15 protein-coding genes and 1 pseudogene are annotated in these 18,189 nt (G+C 64.8%); 9 read left to right on the top strand and 7 right to left on the bottom strand.

Annotated elements, in window-relative coordinates:
• Positions 1-3: 3 nt before the first annotated feature.
• The 3 genes from N7422_RS18335 to N7422_RS18325 form a co-directional block, all read right to left on the bottom strand.
• The gene (locus N7422_RS18335) at positions 4-1,215 is read right to left on the bottom strand and encodes a NarK/NasA family nitrate transporter (protein WP_279807881.1); all 1,212 of its coding nucleotides are present in this window, start codon (positions 1,213-1,215) and stop codon (positions 4-6) included.
• Between the two features lie 194 nt (positions 1,216-1,409).
• Positions 1,410-1,985 carry an ANTAR domain-containing protein gene (locus N7422_RS18330; protein ID WP_279807880.1) on the bottom strand — a complete coding sequence of 192 codons (576 nt, stop codon included), beginning with the start codon at positions 1,983-1,985 and terminating at the stop codon, positions 1,410-1,412.
• A gap of 10 nt (positions 1,986-1,995) precedes the next feature.
• The gene (locus N7422_RS18325; RefSeq protein WP_279807879.1) at positions 1,996-3,210 is read right to left on the bottom strand and encodes a CmpA/NrtA family ABC transporter substrate-binding protein; all 1,215 of its coding nucleotides are present in this window, start codon (positions 3,208-3,210) and stop codon (positions 1,996-1,998) included.
• Between the two features lie 125 nt (positions 3,211-3,335).
• Here N7422_RS18325 and N7422_RS18320 point away from each other — a divergent pair, with 125 nt between their 5' ends.
• Complete coding sequence (locus N7422_RS18320; RefSeq protein ID WP_279807878.1) at positions 3,336-4,358, top strand: quinone-dependent dihydroorotate dehydrogenase; 1,023 nt, start codon at positions 3,336-3,338, stop codon at positions 4,356-4,358.
• Between the two features lie 133 nt (positions 4,359-4,491).
• Here the strand turns inward: N7422_RS18320 and N7422_RS18315 are convergent, their stop codons facing one another.
• Positions 4,492-4,707, bottom strand: a complete 216-nt coding sequence (locus tag N7422_RS18315) for a ribosome modulation factor (protein WP_003248687.1) — start codon at positions 4,705-4,707, stop codon at positions 4,492-4,494.
• Positions 4,708-5,258: 551 nt separating this feature from the next.
• On the opposite strand from N7422_RS18315, the gene rlmKL reads away from it, so the two are divergent.
• The 6 genes and pseudogenes from rlmKL to N7422_RS18285 all read left to right on the top strand — a co-directional run.
• Complete coding sequence (rlmKL, locus tag N7422_RS18310; RefSeq protein ID WP_279807877.1) at positions 5,259-7,451, top strand: bifunctional 23S rRNA (guanine(2069)-N(7))-methyltransferase RlmK/23S rRNA (guanine(2445)-N(2))-methyltransferase RlmL; 2,193 nt, start codon at positions 5,259-5,261, stop codon at positions 7,449-7,451.
• Between the two features lie 95 nt (positions 7,452-7,546).
• Entirely contained in the window at positions 7,547-9,943 is a 2,397-nt protein-coding gene (locus tag N7422_RS18305) for a diguanylate cyclase (protein ID WP_279807876.1), read from the top strand.
• Between the two features lie 70 nt (positions 9,944-10,013).
• Positions 10,014-10,421, top strand: coding sequence for a GFA family protein (locus tag N7422_RS18300; RefSeq protein ID WP_279807875.1), 408 nt, complete (start codon positions 10,014-10,016; stop codon positions 10,419-10,421).
• A 79-nt stretch (positions 10,422-10,500) separates the two neighbouring features.
• A complete protein-coding gene (locus N7422_RS18295; RefSeq protein WP_279807874.1) occupies positions 10,501-10,839 on the top strand; it encodes an FKBP-type peptidyl-prolyl cis-trans isomerase in 339 nt (112 codons plus the stop codon).
• 191 nt (positions 10,840-11,030) lie between these two features.
• The gene (locus N7422_RS18290; RefSeq protein ID WP_279807873.1) at positions 11,031-11,693 is read left to right on the top strand and encodes a histidine phosphatase family protein; all 663 of its coding nucleotides are present in this window, start codon (positions 11,031-11,033) and stop codon (positions 11,691-11,693) included.
• A gap of 33 nt (positions 11,694-11,726) precedes the next feature.
• A pseudogene (locus N7422_RS18285) lies at positions 11,727-12,932 on the top strand (FAD-dependent oxidoreductase); the annotation flags it as partial.
• Positions 12,933-13,020: 88 nt separating this feature from the next.
• Here N7422_RS18285 and N7422_RS18280 read toward each other — a convergent pair.
• The 3 genes from N7422_RS18280 to N7422_RS18270 all read right to left on the bottom strand — a co-directional run bounded on the left by N7422_RS18280 (position 13,021) and on the right by N7422_RS18270 (position 16,234).
• Positions 13,021-13,749, bottom strand: a complete 729-nt coding sequence (locus N7422_RS18280) for an aspartate/glutamate racemase family protein (RefSeq protein ID WP_279807871.1) — start codon at positions 13,747-13,749, stop codon at positions 13,021-13,023.
• 16 nt (positions 13,750-13,765) lie between these two features.
• Positions 13,766-15,298: an NCS1 family nucleobase:cation symporter-1 gene (locus N7422_RS18275; protein WP_279807870.1), complete on the bottom strand. Its 1,533-nt coding sequence runs from the start codon at positions 15,296-15,298 to the stop codon at positions 13,766-13,768.
• Between the two features lie 498 nt (positions 15,299-15,796).
• A complete protein-coding gene (locus N7422_RS18270; RefSeq protein WP_279807869.1) occupies positions 15,797-16,234 on the bottom strand; it encodes an Lrp/AsnC family transcriptional regulator in 438 nt (145 codons plus the stop codon).
• A gap of 132 nt (positions 16,235-16,366) precedes the next feature.
• Here N7422_RS18270 and N7422_RS18265 point away from each other — a divergent pair, with 132 nt between their 5' ends.
• The gene (locus N7422_RS18265) at positions 16,367-17,269 is read left to right on the top strand and encodes a DMT family transporter (protein WP_279807868.1); all 903 of its coding nucleotides are present in this window, start codon (positions 16,367-16,369) and stop codon (positions 17,267-17,269) included.
• A gap of 53 nt (positions 17,270-17,322) precedes the next feature.
• On the top strand, positions 17,323-18,189 hold an 867-nt coding region (locus N7422_RS18260), incomplete at its 3' end, for a LysR family transcriptional regulator (protein WP_279807867.1).

The raw sequence follows: 18,189 nt of genomic DNA, 5'->3' as shown, positions 1-18,189 counted from the left end.
TCCTCAGACACGGGCCGAAGTGATGGCGGCCGAGCCCCAGGTGGTGCGCCAGCGCAGTTTCACGCCATGCAGGCCGAACCAGGCGAACACGCCAAGGCTGGCGAACAGCCAGAGACCGATCTGGTAGTCACCGGTGTGCTGCTTGATGGCGCCCAGCCCGGCGGCGAGGAGGAAGCCGCCAATGCCCCCGGCCATGCCGATCAATCCGGTCATCACACCGATTTCCTGGCGAAAACGTTGCGGCACCAGTTGGAACACCGCGCCGTTGCCGGCACCCAGGCCCAGCATGGCACTGACGAACAGCGCCAGTGCCGCCGTTGCGCTTGGCAGGTTGAAGCCCACCGCGGCGATGCACACGGCGGCCACGCCGTACATCGCCAGCAAGGTGCGAATGCCGCCGTAGCGGTCGGCCAGGGCGCCACCGAGCGGGCGCATCAGGCTGCCGGCGAACACGCAGGCGGCGGTGTAGTAGCCGGCGGTCACCGGACTCAGGCCGTACTGGTCGCTGAAATAGCCGGGCAGGGCGCTGGCCAGGCCGATGAAGCCGCCGAAGGTCACGCTGTAGAAGAACATGAACCACCAGCTGTCGCGATCACCGAGGGCCTTGAGGTAGTCGGCCATGGCCTTGGGTTTTGGCCGCTGCGGGGCATTGCGTGCCAGCAGGGCGAACAGCGCCAGGGTCAGCAGCAGTGGCAGCACGGCGAAGCCGAATACGTTGTTCCAGCCGAAGCCCGCCGCCAGGGCGGGAGCCAGCAGTGCGGCGAACACCGTCCCGGAGTTGCCGGCGCCGGCGATGCCCATGGCCTTGCCTTGGTGCTGCGGTGGGTACCATTGCGAGGCCAGCGGCAGGGACACGGCGAACGAGGCACCGGCAAAGCCGAGGAACACGCCCAGCAGCAGCGCCTGTTCGTAGCTGTTCACACCCAGGTACCAGGCGCACGCCAGGGCGACGATCACCACGACCTGGCCAATCAGCCCGGCGGTCTTGGGCGACAGGCGATCGACCAGCAGACCCATGGCGAAGCGCAGTATCGCGCCGGCGAGGATCGGCGTGGCCACCATCAGGCCCCGTTGCTGGGCGGTGAGCTGCAGGTCGGCGGCGATCTGCACCGCCAGGGGGCCGAGCAGGTACCAGACCATGAAGCTGAGGTCGAAATACAGGAAGGCGGCGAACAGGGTGGGCACATGCCCGGATTTCCAGAAGCTCGTATTCATCGGACACCTCGTAGGGCGCACAGCACAGTGGCGGAAACGAAAAGACGCCGCTGCCCGGTCCACTGGCGTGGAGGGGCGCGACGTCTTTGTCGGGGTATGGGGCAACCGCCGTTGGCTGCCTGGCATAGGCTTGAGCAAGAGCCGGGCCAAGTCTGATGCTGTTGGCAAGCCCGCCCTCGAGCTGGCTCCCTGCGCTACCCAAGCATCTGCGCCATGGCGATGATCTGTTCCGCCACCTGGATCAGCTTTTGCTGCCGGCTCATGGCCTGGCGGCGCATCAGGGTATAGGCCTGTTCCTCGTTGCAATCCTTCATCTTCATCAGCAGCCCCTTGGCTTGCTCGATGCGCTTGCGTTCGGCCAGTTGCTGGTCGCGGGCCAGCAGCTGGGCCCTGAGCGCCTGGTCGCTTTCGAAGCGGGCCATGGCCACGTCGAGGATCGGCCGCAGGCGCGCCGCGTGGATGCCCTCGACGATGTAGGCACTGACCCCGGCCTGAATCGCCTGGCGCATCACCCCTGGGTCGTGTTCGTCGGTGAACAGCACGATGGGGCGGGGATGATCGCGGCTGACCAGCACCACCTGTTCCATCACATCGCGGCCCGGCGACTCGGTATCGATCAGCACCACGTCCGGGCGCACCGTTTCGATACAGGCGGGCAGGTCGATGCTGAGGCTGCTGGCTTCTATCACGTCGAAACCGGCCTCGCTCAACGCGGCCTTGAGGCGGCCGACTTTCTTTTCGGTGTCGTCGATCAGCAGGATGCGCATCATGCTCAGGCCCTCAACGGCTGGCGAGTCGGTCGGGCGCAGCGTCCAGGGCGTGCAGCCGGAAACTGCGCGCATAGCCCTGAGGGTCGCTGCCATCCCAGCGACTGCCATCGATCAGCAGGCTGCTGCGCATGGGCGGGTCGGCGCAGGGCACAGCCAATGCCTCGGCGGCTTCGCGGTACAGCGCCAGTTGCTGGACCTGGCCGGCCACGGCCAGGTAGTCGGGGTCTTCACGCAACAGGCCCCAGCGGCGGAACTGGGTCATGAACCACATGCCGTCGGACAGGTAGGGCAGGTTGGCCCGGCCTTGGTCGAAAAGGCGCAAGCCATGAGGGTCGTGCCAGCAATTGCCCAGGCCGTCCTGGTAGTCACCGCGCAGACGCGGCTCGATGCTGGTGACGGGGGTGTCCAGGTAGGCGCTGCCACTGAGCAATTGTGCCGTTCCATGCCGGTTTTCCTGGTTTTGCTCGATGAAGCGGGCGGCGGCGAGTACCGCCTTGATCAACGCCCGCGCGCTGTTGGGGTAGCACTCGACGAAACCTCGGGCGCAGGCCAGTACCTTTTCCGGATGGTCCGGCCAGATCGACTGGCTGGTGGCCAGGGTGAATCCCTGACCCTGGGCGATGGCATTCGCAGCCCAAGGTTCACCCACGCAGAAGCCGTCGATGCGCCCGGCCTGCAGGTGAGCGACCATCTGCGCCGGCGGCACCACCACGCTGTTCACGTCGCGCAGCGGATGGATGCCCTGGCTGGCCAGCCAGTAATACAGCCACATGGCATGGGTGCCGGTGGGGAAGGTCTGGGCGAAGGTCAGGCGTGCGCCACCCTGGTGCACGAGCCGGGCCAGTGCCTCGGGGCTGGTCACGCCTTTGCGTTGCAGGGCGGGGGAAAGGTTGATCGCCTGGGCGTTCTGGTTCAGTCCCATGAGCACCGCCATGTCGCTGGCTGGTCCGCCGCCAACTCCCAGGTGCACGGCATAGGCCAGTCCGTACAGGCAGTGGGCGGCGTCCAGTTCGCCGCTGACCAGTTTGTCGCGCAGGCTGGCCCATGAGGTCTGGCGTCGCAGGTTGAGGGTCAGGCCCTGTTGCTGGGCGAAGCCCTGGGTGGCGGCGACCACCACCGAGGCGCAGTCGGTCAGGGCCATGAAACCGATGTCCAGGCTGTGCTTTTCCGGCGCGTCGCTGCCATTGACCCAGGCCAGGGGCAGTGTCGGGAGAGGTGTGTTCACGAATATCCTCGGGCGTTTGCAAGGGCTGCATGAGGCTGATGCTGCAACCCATGTGCCATGGCCCTGTCGTCCGGGCGGCGCGCTAGCTATAATCGCCCCCTCACTCACCGCGAGTCCGCCCGCCCATGTATACCCTGGCCCGCCAGCTGTTGTTCAAGCTCTCCCCGGAAACCTCCCACGACCTGTCGCTCGATCTGATCGGCGCCGGTGGCCGTCTGGGTCTGAATGGCCTGCTGTGCAAGCAGCCGGCGGCGTTGCCGGTAACGGTCATGGGCTTGAACTTCGCCAACCCGGTCGGCCTCGCGGCGGGCCTGGACAAGAACGGCGCGGCCATCGACGGATTCGCCCAGCTGGGCTTCGGCTTCGTCGAGATCGGCACCGTGACGCCGCGCCCGCAGCCGGGCAACCCGAAGCCGCGGCTGTTCCGCCTGCCGGAGGCCACCGCGATCATCAACCGCATGGGCTTCAACAACCTGGGTGTCGATCACCTGCTGGCGCGGGTGCGTGCTGCGCGCTATGACGGCGTGCTGGGCATCAACATCGGCAAGAACTTTGACACACCGGTCGAGCGGGCACAGGACGATTACCTGATCTGCCTGGAAAAGGTCTACAACGACGCCAGCTACATCACCGTCAACGTCAGCTCCCCCAATACGCCGGGCCTGCGCACGCTGCAGTTCGGCGACTCGCTCAAGCAACTGCTCGATGCCCTGGCCGAGCGTCGTGAGCAACTGGCAGCGGCCAATGGCAAGCGTGTGCCGCTGGCGATCAAGATCGCACCGGACATGAGCGACGAGGAAACCGCGCTGGTGGCGGCCGCGTTGGTCGAGTCGGGGATGGATGCGGTGATCGCTACCAACACCACTTTGGGCCGTGAAGGGGTCGAGGGCCTGCCGTTTGGCGGGGAGGCGGGCGGCCTGTCCGGGGCTCCGGTGCTGGAAAAGAGCACCCACATCGTGAAGGTGCTGGCGAGCGAGCTGGGCGGTAAACTGCCGATCATCGCCGCAGGTGGGATCACCGAAGGCCGTCATGCGGCAGAAAAGATCGCAGCTGGCGCGAGTCTGGTGCAGATCTATTCGGGTTTCATCTACAAGGGGCCGACGCTGATCCGCGAGGCCGTGGATGCCATTGCCGCGATGCCGAGGTGATCTCGAGGGCGCTTTCGCTCCTACAGGTACACAAATCGGGCCCATAAAAAAGGGGGCCCTCAAGGGACCCCCTGGGCCGCAGCCCGCCGCCCGGATGGGGCGCGCATGGGTGACTCGAATTCAGTGTCCTCGTTCAGCCAACGGCGTGATTTTCGTTGAGTCTATGGATGCCAGCGGTGCCGGTCATGCCGTCCCAGTTATCGCCGCGACCTTCGCGCCAGCCGTTGATCCAGGCTTGGCGTACAGACGGTAGATTGAAGGGGCAAAGCTCGCGGGATTTGCCGGTGACTCCATATTGGTAGCCACGTGAATATGCTCTTTCCAACGGATCACGCTTAAGTCTTCTCATAGGGTGTTGCCCTCACTTGTTGACTGTAATGTCCCGTCGGCCTCTCCGAGGCCGGGCAGAATCGTTCTGCCGGTGTGCGCCCGCTGCCGGCGTCGCGGGCTGAAAGTGCCGCCCCATTGCGAGGCGGCCTGAGACCAGTTCTAACGAATGCGGGTCACAGTGTGAATGATCGATTTGTCATAAGGACGTAACCTTTCCGAGGGTGAAAGGATAAGTAAATAAATGCGACTCAACCTTGTTTGCCGTTGAGCCCGCTATGATCAGGGTTTAGTGATCTTTGACGTCATTTGGCCAGCGTTGCTGGATGATGACAGTAATATTTGGTAATGCGACGAAGGGTCATATCTGGATCCCTTGTCCACGAAATTTTCACACTGCCCGACGATCCAACGCTTTTCTGCCAGCCGGCGAGCGTCTGGAACGTCGGGCGGCCTGGCCTTGCGAGATGGCTCGCAGGCCACCCGGGCGCCTGCTGGAAGGGCGTGCGGGCAAACATCGGCAGGTCGATGCGTCGGTCTGTCACTTACCTAGCCCAAGGCTCTGGATTGCTCATGTCGGACCGTTTCGAACTCTACCTCACCTGCCCCAAAGGCCTTGAAGGCCTGCTCGCCGAAGAGGCCCGCACCCTGGGCCTGACCGAAGTGCGTGAACACACCTCGGCCATCCGTGGCGCCGCCGACATGGAAACCGCCTACCGCCTGTGCCTGTGGTCGCGTCTGGCCAACCGTGTGCTGCTGGTGCTCAAGCGCTTCCCGATGAAGAACGCCGACGACCTTTACGACGGCGTGCATGCGCTCGACTGGGCCGATCACCTGGCCGCCGACGGCACCCTGGCAGTGGAGTTCAGCGGCCACGGCTCGGGCATCGACAACACCCATTTCGGCGCCCTCAAGGTCAAGGATGCGATCGTCGACAAGCTGCGCAACCGCGAGGGCCTGCGCCCGTCGGTGGAGAAGGTCGATCCGGATGTGCGCGTGCACCTGCGCCTGGACCGTGGCGAGGCGATCCTTTCCCTCGATCTCTCCGGCCACAGTCTGCATCAGCGCGGCTACCGCCTGCAGCAAGGCGCGGCGCCGCTCAAGGAAAACCTCGCCGCGGCGGTGCTGATCCGCGCCGGCTGGCCACGCATCGCCGCTCAAGGTGGCGCCCTGGCCGACCCGATGTGCGGTGTGGGTACCTTCCTGGTCGAGGCGGCGATGATCGCCGCCGACATCGCGCCCAACCTCAAGCGCGAGCGCTGGGGCTTCAGCGCCTGGCTCGGCCATGTGCCGGCGCTGTGGCGCAAGGTGCACGACGAGGCCCAGGCCCGCGCGCAGGCTGGCCTGGCCAAGCCACCACTCTGGATCCGGGGCTATGAAGCTGACCCACGCCTGATCCAGCCGGGGCGCAACAACGTCGAGCGCGCAGGCCTGGGTGACTGGGTGAAGATCTACCAGGGCGAGGTCGCCAGCTTCGAGCCGCGTCCGGACCAGAACCAGAAAGGTCTGGTGATCAGCAACCCGCCTTACGGTGAGCGCCTGGGCGACGAGGCCAGCCTGCTGTATCTCTACCAGAACCTCGGCGAGCGCCTGCGCCAGGCCTGCATGGGCTGGGAAGCGGCGGTGTTCACCGGCGCGCCGGAACTGGGCAAGCGCATGGGCATTCGCAGCCACAAGCAGTACGCCTTCTGGAACGGCGCGCTGCCGTGCAAGCTGCTGCTGTTCAAGGTGCAACCCGACCAGTTCGTCACCGGTGAGCGTCGCCAGGCGGACACCGGCGAGGGTGAGCCGGGTCGCCAGGCGTCGGTCGCCAGCGAGCCGGCACGCTTGTCCGAAGGCGCGCAGATGTTCGCCAACCGCCTGCAGAAGAACTTCAAGCAACTGGGCAAGTGGGCGCGCCGCGAGCAGGTCGATTGCTACCGTGTCTACGATGCCGACATGCCCGAGTATGCCCTGGCGGTCGACCTGTATCACGACTGGGTGCATGTGCAGGAATACGCCGCGCCGCGTTCGGTCGATCCCGAGAAGGCCCAGGCCCGCCTGCTCGATGCCCTGGCGGCGATTCCCCAGGCGCTGGGCGTCGACCCGCAGCGTGTGGTGCTCAAGCGTCGCGAGCGGCAGAGCGGCACGCGCCAGTACGAGCGCCAGGCCACCGAAGGGCGGTTCCAGGAGGTGAATGAAGGCGGCGTCAAGCTGCTGGTCAACCTCACCGACTACCTGGACACCGGCCTGTTCCTCGATCACCGCCCGATGCGCATGCGCATCCAGCGCGAGGCAGCCGGCAAGCGCTTCCTCAACCTGTTCTGCTATACCGCCACGGCCACCGTGCACGCGGCCAAGGGCGGCGCGCGCAGCACCACCAGCGTCGACCTGTCCAAGACCTACCTGGACTGGGCGCGGCGCAACCTGTCGCTGAACGGCTTCTCCGAGCGTAACCGTCTGGAGCAGAGCGATGTCATGGCCTGGTTGCAGAATGCCCAGGACAGCTACGACCTGATCTTCATCGACCCGCCGACCTTCTCCAATTCCAAGCGCATGGAAGGGGTGTTCGATGTGCAGCGTGATCATGTCGAGCTGCTCGATCTGGCCATGGCCCGCCTGGCGCCGGGCGGCGTGCTGTATTTCTCCAACAACTTCCGCAAGTTCCAGCTCGACGAGCACCTGGCGACGCGTTACCTGGTGGAGGAGATCAGCGGCCAGACCCTGGACCCGGACTTCGCCCGCAACAACCGTATCCATCGCGCCTGGCAATTGCGCCTGCGCTGAGCCGACGAGGTACATGGCAGGGTGGCTGGCCAGTGGCTATAAAGCAGTACGGGGCGGGACAATACGCAGGACGCTGACGTTGGTGAGAGTCCTACATGCCGAACCCAGGTGAATCCGCGAAGCGCCTTGGCCTGTTCGGTGACCAGCTGCCGGCCTGGGGTGTGGCCCTGGCGGCGCTGGTCGCCGGGGCGCTGCTCACGGCTGCGTTGGCCATCGCCACCCAGGGCTTCTACAAGCAGCAGCTGCGCCAGCGCTTCGAGCTGCTGGCCAGCGAGCGGCACAGTCGGGTCGCCGAGCGCTTCGAGGAGCAGGAGCAGCGCCTGGACAGCCTGCGTCGGTTCTTCAACTACTCCAGCGAAATCACGCCGCGTGAGTTCGATGGCTATGCCCGCCCGCTGCTGCATCGTACCCAGGCCTACTCCTGGGCGCCGCGGGTTGCCGCGGGGCAGCGCGAGGCGTTCGAGCGGCGCGCCAGCGCCTGGCTGGGACAGCCTTACCAGATTCGCGACCGGGACGCGCGGGGCGGCTGGCAGGCTGCTCCCGCGCGCGATTACCACTACCCGGTTCTCTACACCCAGGCCGCGAGCACGCAAGGGCAGCCCTACGGCCTTGACCTGCGTGGACAGCCCCTGCGTGAGGCGACTCTGGCCCGGGCCTCTAGCCCTGGCAGCATGGCGGTATCCGCGCCGCTGGACATGCTCGATGTCGAGCCGACGTACACCCGCGGCCTGTTGTTGGTCGCCCCGGTGTTCGCCGACTCGGCGCCGCTCGATGGCCTGCCCAGCGGTTATGTCATGGCGTTGCTGAGCCTGCACCAGCTGATTGCCGAAAGCCTGCCGACGGCTGCCGACGACAATCTGGTGATGCGCATACTCGATCTGTCCACCGACGCAGGTCACGAGGTGCTGTTCGATTCGGGCACGCCACCTGCGCCGATGGCGCTTGCCAGCAGCTACCTGCTGCACCTGGCCGATCATCGTTACCAGCTCGATATCCGTCCCAGCCCGGGGTTTCTCGCGGCCAACCAGTCTGCGGCGGTTCCGGTGGTGATCCTCTCGGGCGGCCTGCTCAGCGTGCTGCTGGCGATCCTGTTGTACAGCCTGTTCAGTCAGCGCCAGCGCGCCCTGGGCCTGGTGGCCCGGCGTACCGCCGAGTTGCAGGTCAGCGAACAATCGTTGCGCGAAACTCACAACCAGCTGCGCAGCGTGCTCGACGCCGCGACCCAGGTGGCGATCATCGCCACCAGCCTGCGCGGGGTGATCGGCACGTTCAACGCCGGGGCGCAGCGCATGCTGGGTTATTCGGCCAGTGAGGCGCTGGGGCATTTGCGCCTGGAGGATCTGGTCCAGCCTGACGAGCTGCTTCAGCGTGCCCACGCCCTGAGCGTGCGTTACGGCCGTGAAATCGGCGCCGGCCAGGCGATGTTTGCCGAAACGGTACAGGAGGGCGGCGGCGAGCCCGCCGATTGGACATTGGTGCGCAAGGACGGCAGCCATCTGCTGGCCAACATGCTGGTGACGGCGGTCCTGGATGAGCAGGGGCTTTGGGTCGGCTATCTGGCGATCTGCATCGATGTCACCGAACGGCGCCGCGTGCACGAGGCACTGGCGGCCCGGGACAGGCTGCTGGAGAAGCTTAGCGCCGAGGTTCCCGGCGGAATCTATCAGTACCGTGTGGATGTCGATGGCCATTCCTGTTTTCCCTATGCCAGCGCCGGGTTGCATGACATCTACGAGGTAGACCTTGCCGTGTTGCGCCAGGATGCCTCGGTGGCGTTCGAGCGTATCCATCCCGACGATCTGGAGCGGGTGCGGCGGTCGGTGCGTTATTCCGCCGAACACCTGACCCCCTGGCGCGAGGAGTACCGTGTGTGCCTGCCCAGGGCGGGCCTACGCTGGGTGCGCGGCGAGGCGACGCCGGAGATCGGTGATCGGGGTTGCACGCTCTGGCATGGCTACCTGACGGACATTTCCGATCTCAAGCGGGTGGAGGAAGAACTGCGGGCACTGTCGGTCACCGATGCGTTGACCGGCATCCATAACCGTCGTTTCTTCCAGGAGCGTCTGCGCGGCGAGCTGGATCGGGCGCAGCGCGATGGCCTGGACCTGGCGGTGATCATGCTCGACATCGACCATTTCAAGCAGATCAACGATCAGTTCGGGCATGCGGTGGGGGATCATGTGCTGCGCAGCCTGTGTCAGCGGATCGGACAGCGGTTGCGGCGCACGGATGTGTTCTGCCGGCTGGGTGGGGAGGAGTTCATGGTGCTCTGTCCGGGAAGCAATGCCGATCAAGCGCGCTTGCTGGCCTTGGAATTGTGGCAGGGGGTGCGGAATGTGCCGGTGGAGGGCGTGGGGCGGGTGACGGCGAGTTTTGGTGTGGCCGGGTGGCGCACGGGGGAGGGGGCGGATGCGTTGTTGTTGCGCGCGGATGCGGGAGTGTACGCGGCCAAGCAGGCGGGGCGGGATCGGGTCGAAGTGGAGTTGCCTTGAGGGGACACTGAAACCCACATGCTTGAAGCCGAAGCCTATACTCCAATCCCCAACCCGCACGGAGCTCCCCATGCCCCTGGAAAAACAAGGCAGCTGCCTCTGCGGCGCCACGCACTTGTCCGTTACCGTGGACACCCTCCATATCAACGCCTGCCACTGCAGCATGTGCCGTAAATGGGGCGGTGGCCCAATGCTGGTGGTCGACTGCAGCCAACCTCCGGTTATCGAAGGCCCCGCGCTCAGCGTCTATGACTCATCCGAATGGGCCCAGCGCGGCTTCTGCGGCCGGTGCGGCACGCACCTGTTCTACCGCCTCAAGCAGAACGATTTCTACGCAGTCCCTGTCGGCCTGCTCGACGGTGAGGAAAACTGGGATTTCAACAAGCAGATTTTCGTCGACGAAAAGCCCACCTGGTACTGCTTCAAGAACGAGACCGAACAGCTGACCGGCAAGGAGGTCTTCGAACAGTTCACCTGACCCGACACGCCCCCGCCTTGCCAAACCTGCGCATTCCTGAGAAAAGGGCGGCCACGAAAACCGCTTCGAGGAACCTGCCATGAGCAGTGAGCTACACGTCATCGATCTCCAGGAAGGCAACGGCAAGGCCGTGGTCAAGGGCGCGCTGATCACCACCCAGTACACCGGCTGGCTGGCCAACGGCAGCGAGTTCGATTCCTCCTGGTCACGTGGCAAGCCGTTTCAGTGCGTGATCGGCACCGGGCGGGTAATCAAGGGCTGGGACCAGGGGCTGATGGGCATGCGCGTGGGTGGCAAGCGCCGCTTGCAGGTGCCGGCGCACCTTGGTTATGGCGAACGCAGCGTTGGCTCGATCCCACCGAATTCGGACCTGACCTTCGAGATCGAGCTGCTTGAGGTGTTGACCCGCGACGATTGAGCCGGATGACACACTCCAGCAACACCTGTGCTGTAGGATGACTGTCGGCCAAGGAAGGCGCGCGCAGTCAGGGAGGAATCCACGGGTTGAGGCCAGGATGGCATCCACGACAGGGATGCCCTGCAGCTCAGGCTGCGAGGGGCAATGTGGCAGGGCAACCCGCTACCCTCATCCACAAGAGCCTGTCACCGATGAAGTTTCCTCCGTTCCTCCGCCGTCGTCGTCACTTGCTGCTGAGCCTGGCGCTGGCTGCCGCGGTCTTGCCGCTGGCCCTGGATGTCGTCGAAAGCCGGGCGCAGCCAGTGGATGGCACCCAGACGCTGGTCTTTCTGCGTCATGCCGAAAAACCCGGCGAGGGCCTGGGCCAGTTGAACTGCCAGGGGCTCAATCGCGCCCTGGACCTCGCCACGCTGCTGCCCGAGCGTTTCGGCGAGGCCGATTACGTGTTCGCCGCCAACCCCTCGCGGCATGTCGAGGAAGGCAGCGAGGATCAACGCTACAGCTATATCCGCCCCCTGATCACCATCAGCCCCAGCGCCATCCGCCTCGGTCTGCCGGTCAACATCGACTTCGGTGCCAACGATACCGACGCACTGGCGGACGAGCTCCTGGGCAACAAGTACCGTAACGCAACGGTCTACACCGCCTGGTCTCGCGGTTACCTCCCGGAGTTGATCAATACGGTGGCCGGCAAGGCCCTGGGCGAGGAGTGGCGGATCGCCGATGACTGGAGTCGGGATGATTTCGACACGCTCTATGTACTGACCCTGACTTGGCGCGACGGCAAGGCGAGCCTGCTCAGCCGCGAGCTGTCCCAAGGCCTCGGTAATGGCGAGCCTGGCTGCCCGACCTGACCTGCTGTTACTGTCCGACTTTCAGATCGGTACAGGGATGAGCGGATGGACCAGCGGGTGACAGTGATCGGCGGTGGCGTGGTCGGCCTGGCGACGGCTTATGCGCTGGTGCGAAGGGGTTTTTCGGTCGACCTGATCGAGGCTCGCGACAGCCTGGCCAGTGCGACCAGCTACGCCAACGGCGGGCAGCTTTCGTACCGCTATGTGGCGCCGCTCGCCGACGCCGGCGTGCCGTGGCAGGCCCTCGGTTGGTTGCTGCGGGGAGACTCGCCGTTGCGCCTGCGCTTGCGCCTTGACCCGGCGCAATGGCGTTGGCTGGCGTCCTTTGTGATGGCTTGCCGCACGCGCGTCAATCGCCGTAATGCCGCACAACTGCTGGCCCTGGCGTTGGAAAGCCAGGCAGTTCTGGGGCGCTGGCGGGAGGAGGACCACCTGGAGGGTTTCGCCTGGCGGCGCAACGGCAAGCTCGTCGCGTTCCGCACGCAACGGGCATTTGCCCAAGGGCGTGAACACCTGCTCGATCCCGCCTGCCAACGGGTACTGGGCGGCGCCGAACTACGCGGACTCGATTCGGCCCTGGTCGATGCGCCCTTCGTTGGCGGTGTGCTCACCCCGGACGAGGAGGTCGCCGATTGCCACCGCTTCTGCCTGCGCCTGGTCGAGCACTTGCAGGCGTCAGGGCGGTTCCGGTTGCACCTGGGGCGTCCGGTGACGCGGCTGATACCGCGCGATGATCGTGTGGTCGCGCTGCAACTGGGCGATGAGCGGCTGGAGGTTCAGCGACTGGTGCTCAGTGCCGGGCACCGTAGTGCCGGCCTGGCATTGCCTGGCTTGAACTTGCCGCTCTATCCACTCAAGGGCTACAGCTTGACCGCGCCCGTCAGCGCTGCACATCGGGCACCCGAGGTGAGCATCACCGACTACGAGCGCAAGATCGTCTATGCCCGGTTGGATGATCAGCTACGGGTGGCGGCGATGGTGGATATCGTCGGCTACGACGAGTCGGTGGATGCCGGCAGGCTGATGAGCATGCGCCGGCTCGCCCGGGAGACCTTGCCGCGGGCCGCCGAGTACGGGCAGGCGGTAGAATGGGCGGGAATGCGGCCGGCGACCCCGACCGGCGTGCCGATCATTGGCTCCACGCACTATCGCAACCTGTGGTTGAACCTGGGACATGGCGCATTGGGCTTCACCCTGGCCTGCGGTAGTGGCGAGCGCATGGCGAGTATGTTGAGTTGAATGTGCCGGTATCATCGGGACAAACCCGTCCCCACGAAGTCGACTGGTGGGAGCGGGTCTGCCCGGCGATGGGGTATCTACGAATGGATCAGCGGCCCAAGCGCATCGGCCAGCCCACTACCTTTTTCGCCCTCGGCGTGGCATAGGTGCGCACCTTCGAAGTGCTCAAGCCCATCCGCACCAACGACTCGGCAATGGTCACCGCCGCGCTCACCCCATCCACCACCGGCACCCCGGTGCGCTGGCGGATCTGCTCGTCCAGCCCGGCCATCCCGCCGCAGCCCAGGCAGATCACCTCGGCCTTGTCCTCGCGCACGGCGCGCTCGGCCTGGTCAACGATGGCTTGCACTGCGCGCACAGGGTCGGCCTCCAGTTCCAGCACCGCCAGGCCACTGGCGCGTACCGAGGCGCAGCGCTCGTACAGGCCGGAGAGTCTGAGGCGATCCTCGATCAACGGCACGGTGCGGTCCAGGGTGGTCACTACCGAGTAGGCGTGCCCCAGGTACATGGCGGTACTGGCGGCTGCGTCGGTGATGTCCACCACCGGCACGTTCAGCAGCTCCTGCAAACCTTCGCGACCATGCTCGCCGTAGCCGGCCTGGATCACTGCATCATAGGGCTGGTCGTAGGCCAGCACCCGGTCCATCACGGCGATGGCGGCAAGGTAGCTTTCGAAGTTGCCCTCGACCGACTCGGCGCCGAACCAGGGGGTCAGGCCGACGATCTCGGTGCCTGGTGCGGCGACGCTGCGTGCCTGCTCGGCGATGGCTTCGGTGATGGCTTCGGTGGTGTTGACGTTGGCGATCAGAATACGCATGTCAGATCTCCCTGGATCAGTGGCTGCTGTGGTCGACGGCGATGCTTTCGCCGCTGACGTCGTGGTACTGGCCGTGACGCGGCGCGATCAGCAGGTACACGGCGGCGGCGATGCCGGCACCGATCAGCCAGGAAAACGGCGCGACACCATGGAAGTTGGGCACCAGGGCCAGGAGGATGGCCAGCAGCGCGGCGGGAAGGAATGCCGCCACGGCGCGCAGGTTGACGCCACGGCTGTAGTGGTACGCACCGTTGGGGTTTTCGCTGTACAGCTCGGGCACGTTGATGCGGCCCTTACGCAGCAGCCAGTAGTCGGCCATGATCACGCCGTACAGCGGGCCGAGCAGGGCGCCCAGGCCGGAGAGGAAGTACACGATCACCAGCGGGCTGTTGTAGAGGTTCCATGGCAGAATCAGCACGGCCAGGGTGGCGCTGATCAGGCCGGCGCGGCGGAAGTTGAGGTGACGTGGCGCCAGGTTGCTCAGCACGAAGGCCGGCGCGACGAAATTGGCCATGATGTTCACCGCCACGGTGACGATCAGGAAGGCCAGGCAGCCCAGTACCAGGAAGGCGGTGTTGGGGATGCTGGCGACGATCTGCGTGGGGCTGTCGATGATCTGGCCGTTGATCTGGAACTGCGCGCCGCACAGCACTACGGTGATGGCGGCGAACACCAGGATGTTCACCGGCAGGCCCCAGAAGTTGCCCACGCGGATGGTCTTGCGGCATGGCGAGGAACGGGCGAAGTCGCAAAAATTGAGCACCAGGGTGCCGTAGATCGCCAGCCACAGGGCGCCGCCGGCGAAGATGTTGCGCCACATCTCGTAGCCGGTCAGGGGTTCGGCGACCGACCAGGCGATGCGGGCGTCGGCCTGGAAGTACATGAACACCGCCAGGCTGGCCACGGTCAGCAGGATCACCGGGCCGGCGAAGGCTTCATAGCGGCGCACCATCTCCATGCCGTAGGCGAGGATCACCAGCTGTACCAGCCAGATCGCCACGAAGCATATCCAGCCCAGGCTCGACAGCCCGAGGATGCTGTCCTGGTCGTAGGCCGCCACTTGCGGCCAGATTGCGGTCAACAGCACACGCAGGACCACCGAGGCCAGGTAGGTCTGGATGCCGAACCAGGCGATGGCGATCACCGCACGGATCAACGCCGGGATCTGCGCGCCATGGATGCCGAACGCGATACGGCTGATCACCGGGAAGGGTACGCCGGTCTTCTGCCCCATGTAGCCGGACAGGTTCATGAAGAAGTACACGAGCGCCGCGCCGATCGCCAGTGACAGGAAGATCTGCCAACCCCCGAGGCCAAGGGCGAACAATCCCATGGCGAAGGAGTAGTTGGCGATGTTGTGCACGTCGTTGGTCCACAGCGCGAAGATGCTGTAGCCACCCCAGCGGCGACCTTCGAGTTTGGTCGGGGCCAGGTCGCGGTTATGCAGGCGTGGGCTGAGTTCGAGGTCGACCGCATGGCCGTCGAGGGCGGTGGGAGAGGAGGGCGTGGCAACGGAAAGTTCAGGGGCAAGGGGGAGACTGCTACTCATTCCGGCGGCTCCTGATGCGTGTGACTGCGATGAGCGGGCGCTGGCGCACGGGCTCGCCATCTCGTCGGTGCAGGCGTTGGCATCTCTGGGTTCTGGGCGCAACGGTCGCCACTGGAGCGACGCTGCGGGTTATTGTGTATTTATGTTTCGTCAACTTTGTATACAAAACACAGGCACACAAAAGCCAGTTCCATGCCAGCGAATAACGGATGCTCAGGATGGCAATTTTTGAGAACTATCTTGTTGAAAGATAACTAAATGAAATAAAGGAAATATAAGTTGACCAATTGAGCAGGTTTATTTTTTGAAGGGCAGATTTAGTTGATCAATTAGTCAATTTTTGTTGTGTGAAGTGTGTAACTTATTGGGGCGTTACCGAGGGGTATTGCACACAAAAATGGCACTTATAGTGACATTCTTGTGTACACGATTCTGCTGTCTGTAGGATGTCGCCGCCTGAACGCCTGCAGCGAAGTGCTGGCGTCAACGGCCCACGCTTCACGTCATGGGTGGCAGCCGTCGTTTCACCGGGGTCTTCTTGATGATCGCGGTATTGGTTTCGGCGAGCACATTCAATCGGTCGAGCAGGGTGTCCAATTGCTCCATCGAGCGCACGTGCAGGCGCGCGATGAAGCAATCCTCGCCCGTCACCTTGTCGCACTCGGTGAATTCGGCAATGGCCACGATTTGCCGCTCCACCTCCTGCAACTGTCCCGGCAACGGGCGAATGCGCACGATGGCCTGCAACTGGTAGCCGAAGCAGCGCGGGTCCACCTCCACGGTATAACCGCGCAGAACACCACGCTCCTCGAGCTTGCGCAGTCGTTCACTGACGCTGGGCGCCGACAACCCGGTGATCTGTGCCAGGGCCTTGAGCGAGCGGCGGGAGTCCTCCATGAGGGCATTGATCAGCAGTTGGTCGATATCGTCGGTCATGGATACCTCGTTAGGCGATTGGCGTGATCGACCTTGATAGTAGAGGTTGTACTCATGTTTTGCCTTCGATATCCACTGGAGGGCTGAGGTCGCCCTCCGCATACTGTGTCCATCATCGAAAGGAGACATGAGATGGATAATTCGCTGCGCCGTGGATCGCTGGAAATGATCGCCGCCATGCTGATCTCCGGGACCATTGGCTGGTTCGTGCTGGTGTCCGGGCAGCCGGTGCTGGAGGTGGTGTTCTGGCGTTGCGTGTTCGGCGCCGTGACCTTGCTGTGCATCTGCGCTGGCATGGGCTTTCTCAGGCCTGGTGTACTGACGCGGGCCACCTTCCTCCTGGCCGTGGCCAGTGGCGTGGCGATCGTCGGCAACTGGGTGCTGCTGTTTGCCTCATACTCTCGAGCATCCATCGCCATCGGTACTGCGGTGTACAACGTCCAGCCATTCATGCTGGTCGGGTTGGCGGCGTTGTTCCTGGGCGAGAAGATCACCTTGGCCAAGCTCACCTGGCTCAGTGTCGCTTTCCTCGGCATGCTGGCCATCGTCGGCGCCCATGGCGCCGGGCAGGCAGGCGCTGGCGATTATCTGCAAGGCATCGCCCTGGCGCTGGGCGCGGCCTTCCTGTACGCCGTGGCGGCGCTGATCATCAAGCGCCTGACAGGCACGCCCCCGCATGTGATCGCGCTGATTCAGGTCAGTACCGGGGTGCTGCTGCTGGCGCCCTGGGTCAAGCTGGGTGGACTGCCGGCTGAGCCGCAGGCGCTGGGCAGCCTGGTGACGCTAGGTATCGTCCACACCGGCTTGATGTACGTGTTGTTGTACAGCGCCATCCAGCGCCTGCCGACGGCAGTGACCGGAGCGCTGTCGTTCATCTATCCGATTGCGGCGATCCTGGTCGACTGGGTGGCCTTCGGTCATCGCCTGGCGGCGCTGCAGTGGCTGGGGGTAGGGCTGATCCTGCTGGCCGCGGCGGGCATGCAGCAGGGGTGGTGGTTCCGACCTGCGGCCAAGCCTGCGCGGCATCGGGCATAATCGCCCGGGTGCAGGACGGTCGTCCGCGCTTGTCGGCATACAAGGAGGTAACCGTGTTTTCCAGGATCAGTCTCGACCAGTGGCAAGCGTTCGTCAGCACCGTGGAGTGCGGCGGGTTCCAGCAGGCTGGCGAGCATATGTTCAAGTCTCAGTCGGCGGTCAGCCACTCGGTCAGCCGCATGGAGCAACTGCTGGACCAGGAGCTGTTCATCATCGAAGGCCGCAAGGCCGTGCTCACGCCGTTGGGCCGGGCGCTGCTGCCCCAGGCCAAGCACCTGTTGGGCGCGGCACAGAAGCTCGAACACCTGGCCGATCAGTACCGGCCGGGGCTGTTCAGCGAGCAGGCGCTGGCCGTGGATGTGCTGTTTCCCATGGAAGTGCTGCAGCAGGCCTTGCTGGATTTTGCCGAGCAGTACAAGGAGCACCGGATCCGCCTGTACGAGACGGCGCTATCCGGTGCCCGCGAGCTGCTGGAGGATGGCAAGGTCGAACTGGGCATTGCCAGCAGTTTGCCGTCCGGTTACCTGCAGGAGTTGCTGCTCACGGTCTCGCTGGTCTGCGTGGTCGGCGCCGGCCATCCACTGGGTCAGGTGCGGCGCGAGTTGAGCCTGGATGACATGAAGCACCATCGTCAGGTGGTGATTCGCGATTCCGGAACGCGCAACCCGCAGAACAGCGGCTGGCTGGGGACCTCTCAGCGCTGGACGGTGAGCAGCCTGGCGGTGGCCGAGAGTTTCGTCGAGCGCGGGCTGGGGTTTGCCTGGCTGCCGATGCATCGGGTCCGGCAAGGTCTCGCCGCAGGGCGGTTGCGCCGAGTGGATTTGCGGCATCAGCGCGAGCGCGAGGTGCCGATGTACATGGGCTATCCAGAGGCGTATCGGCGTAGCGAAGAGGTGCAACTGCTGGCGCGTATCCTGCGT

Origin of the sequence: Pseudomonas sp. GD04091 (genome assembly GCF_029836165.1) — a bacterium.
Lineage (GTDB): Bacteria > Pseudomonadota > Gammaproteobacteria > Pseudomonadales > Pseudomonadaceae > Aquipseudomonas.
This window is presented reverse-complemented; position numbering and strand designations above follow the sequence as displayed.

Coding starts and splice junctions, on each gene's coding strand:
- N7422_RS18295 (WP_279807874.1), top strand. CDS start 10,501: ATGAGCAGTGAGCTACACGTCATCGATCTCCAGGAAGGCAACGGCAAG.
- N7422_RS18335 (WP_279807881.1), bottom strand. CDS start 1,215: ATGAATACGAGCTTCTGGAAATCCGGGCATGTGCCCACCCTGTTCGCC.
- N7422_RS18330 (WP_279807880.1), bottom strand. CDS start 1,985: ATGATGCGCATCCTGCTGATCGACGACACCGAAAAGAAAGTCGGCCGC.
- N7422_RS18265 (WP_279807868.1), top strand. CDS start 16,367: ATGGATAATTCGCTGCGCCGTGGATCGCTGGAAATGATCGCCGCCATG.
- N7422_RS18275 (WP_279807870.1), bottom strand. CDS start 15,298: ATGAGTAGCAGTCTCCCCCTTGCCCCTGAACTTTCCGTTGCCACGCCC.
- rlmKL (WP_279807877.1), top strand. CDS start 5,259: ATGTCGGACCGTTTCGAACTCTACCTCACCTGCCCCAAAGGCCTTGAA.
- N7422_RS18305 (WP_279807876.1), top strand. CDS start 7,547: ATGCCGAACCCAGGTGAATCCGCGAAGCGCCTTGGCCTGTTCGGTGAC.
- N7422_RS18270 (WP_279807869.1), bottom strand. CDS start 16,234: ATGACCGACGATATCGACCAACTGCTGATCAATGCCCTCATGGAGGAC.
- N7422_RS18315 (WP_003248687.1), bottom strand. CDS start 4,707: ATGAGAAGACTTAAGCGTGATCCGTTGGAAAGAGCATATTCACGTGGC.
- N7422_RS18300 (WP_279807875.1), top strand. CDS start 10,014: ATGCCCCTGGAAAAACAAGGCAGCTGCCTCTGCGGCGCCACGCACTTG.
- N7422_RS18280 (WP_279807871.1), bottom strand. CDS start 13,749: ATGCGTATTCTGATCGCCAACGTCAACACCACCGAAGCCATCACCGAA.
- N7422_RS18320 (WP_279807878.1), top strand. CDS start 3,336: ATGTATACCCTGGCCCGCCAGCTGTTGTTCAAGCTCTCCCCGGAAACC.
- N7422_RS18290 (WP_279807873.1), top strand. CDS start 11,031: ATGAAGTTTCCTCCGTTCCTCCGCCGTCGTCGTCACTTGCTGCTGAGC.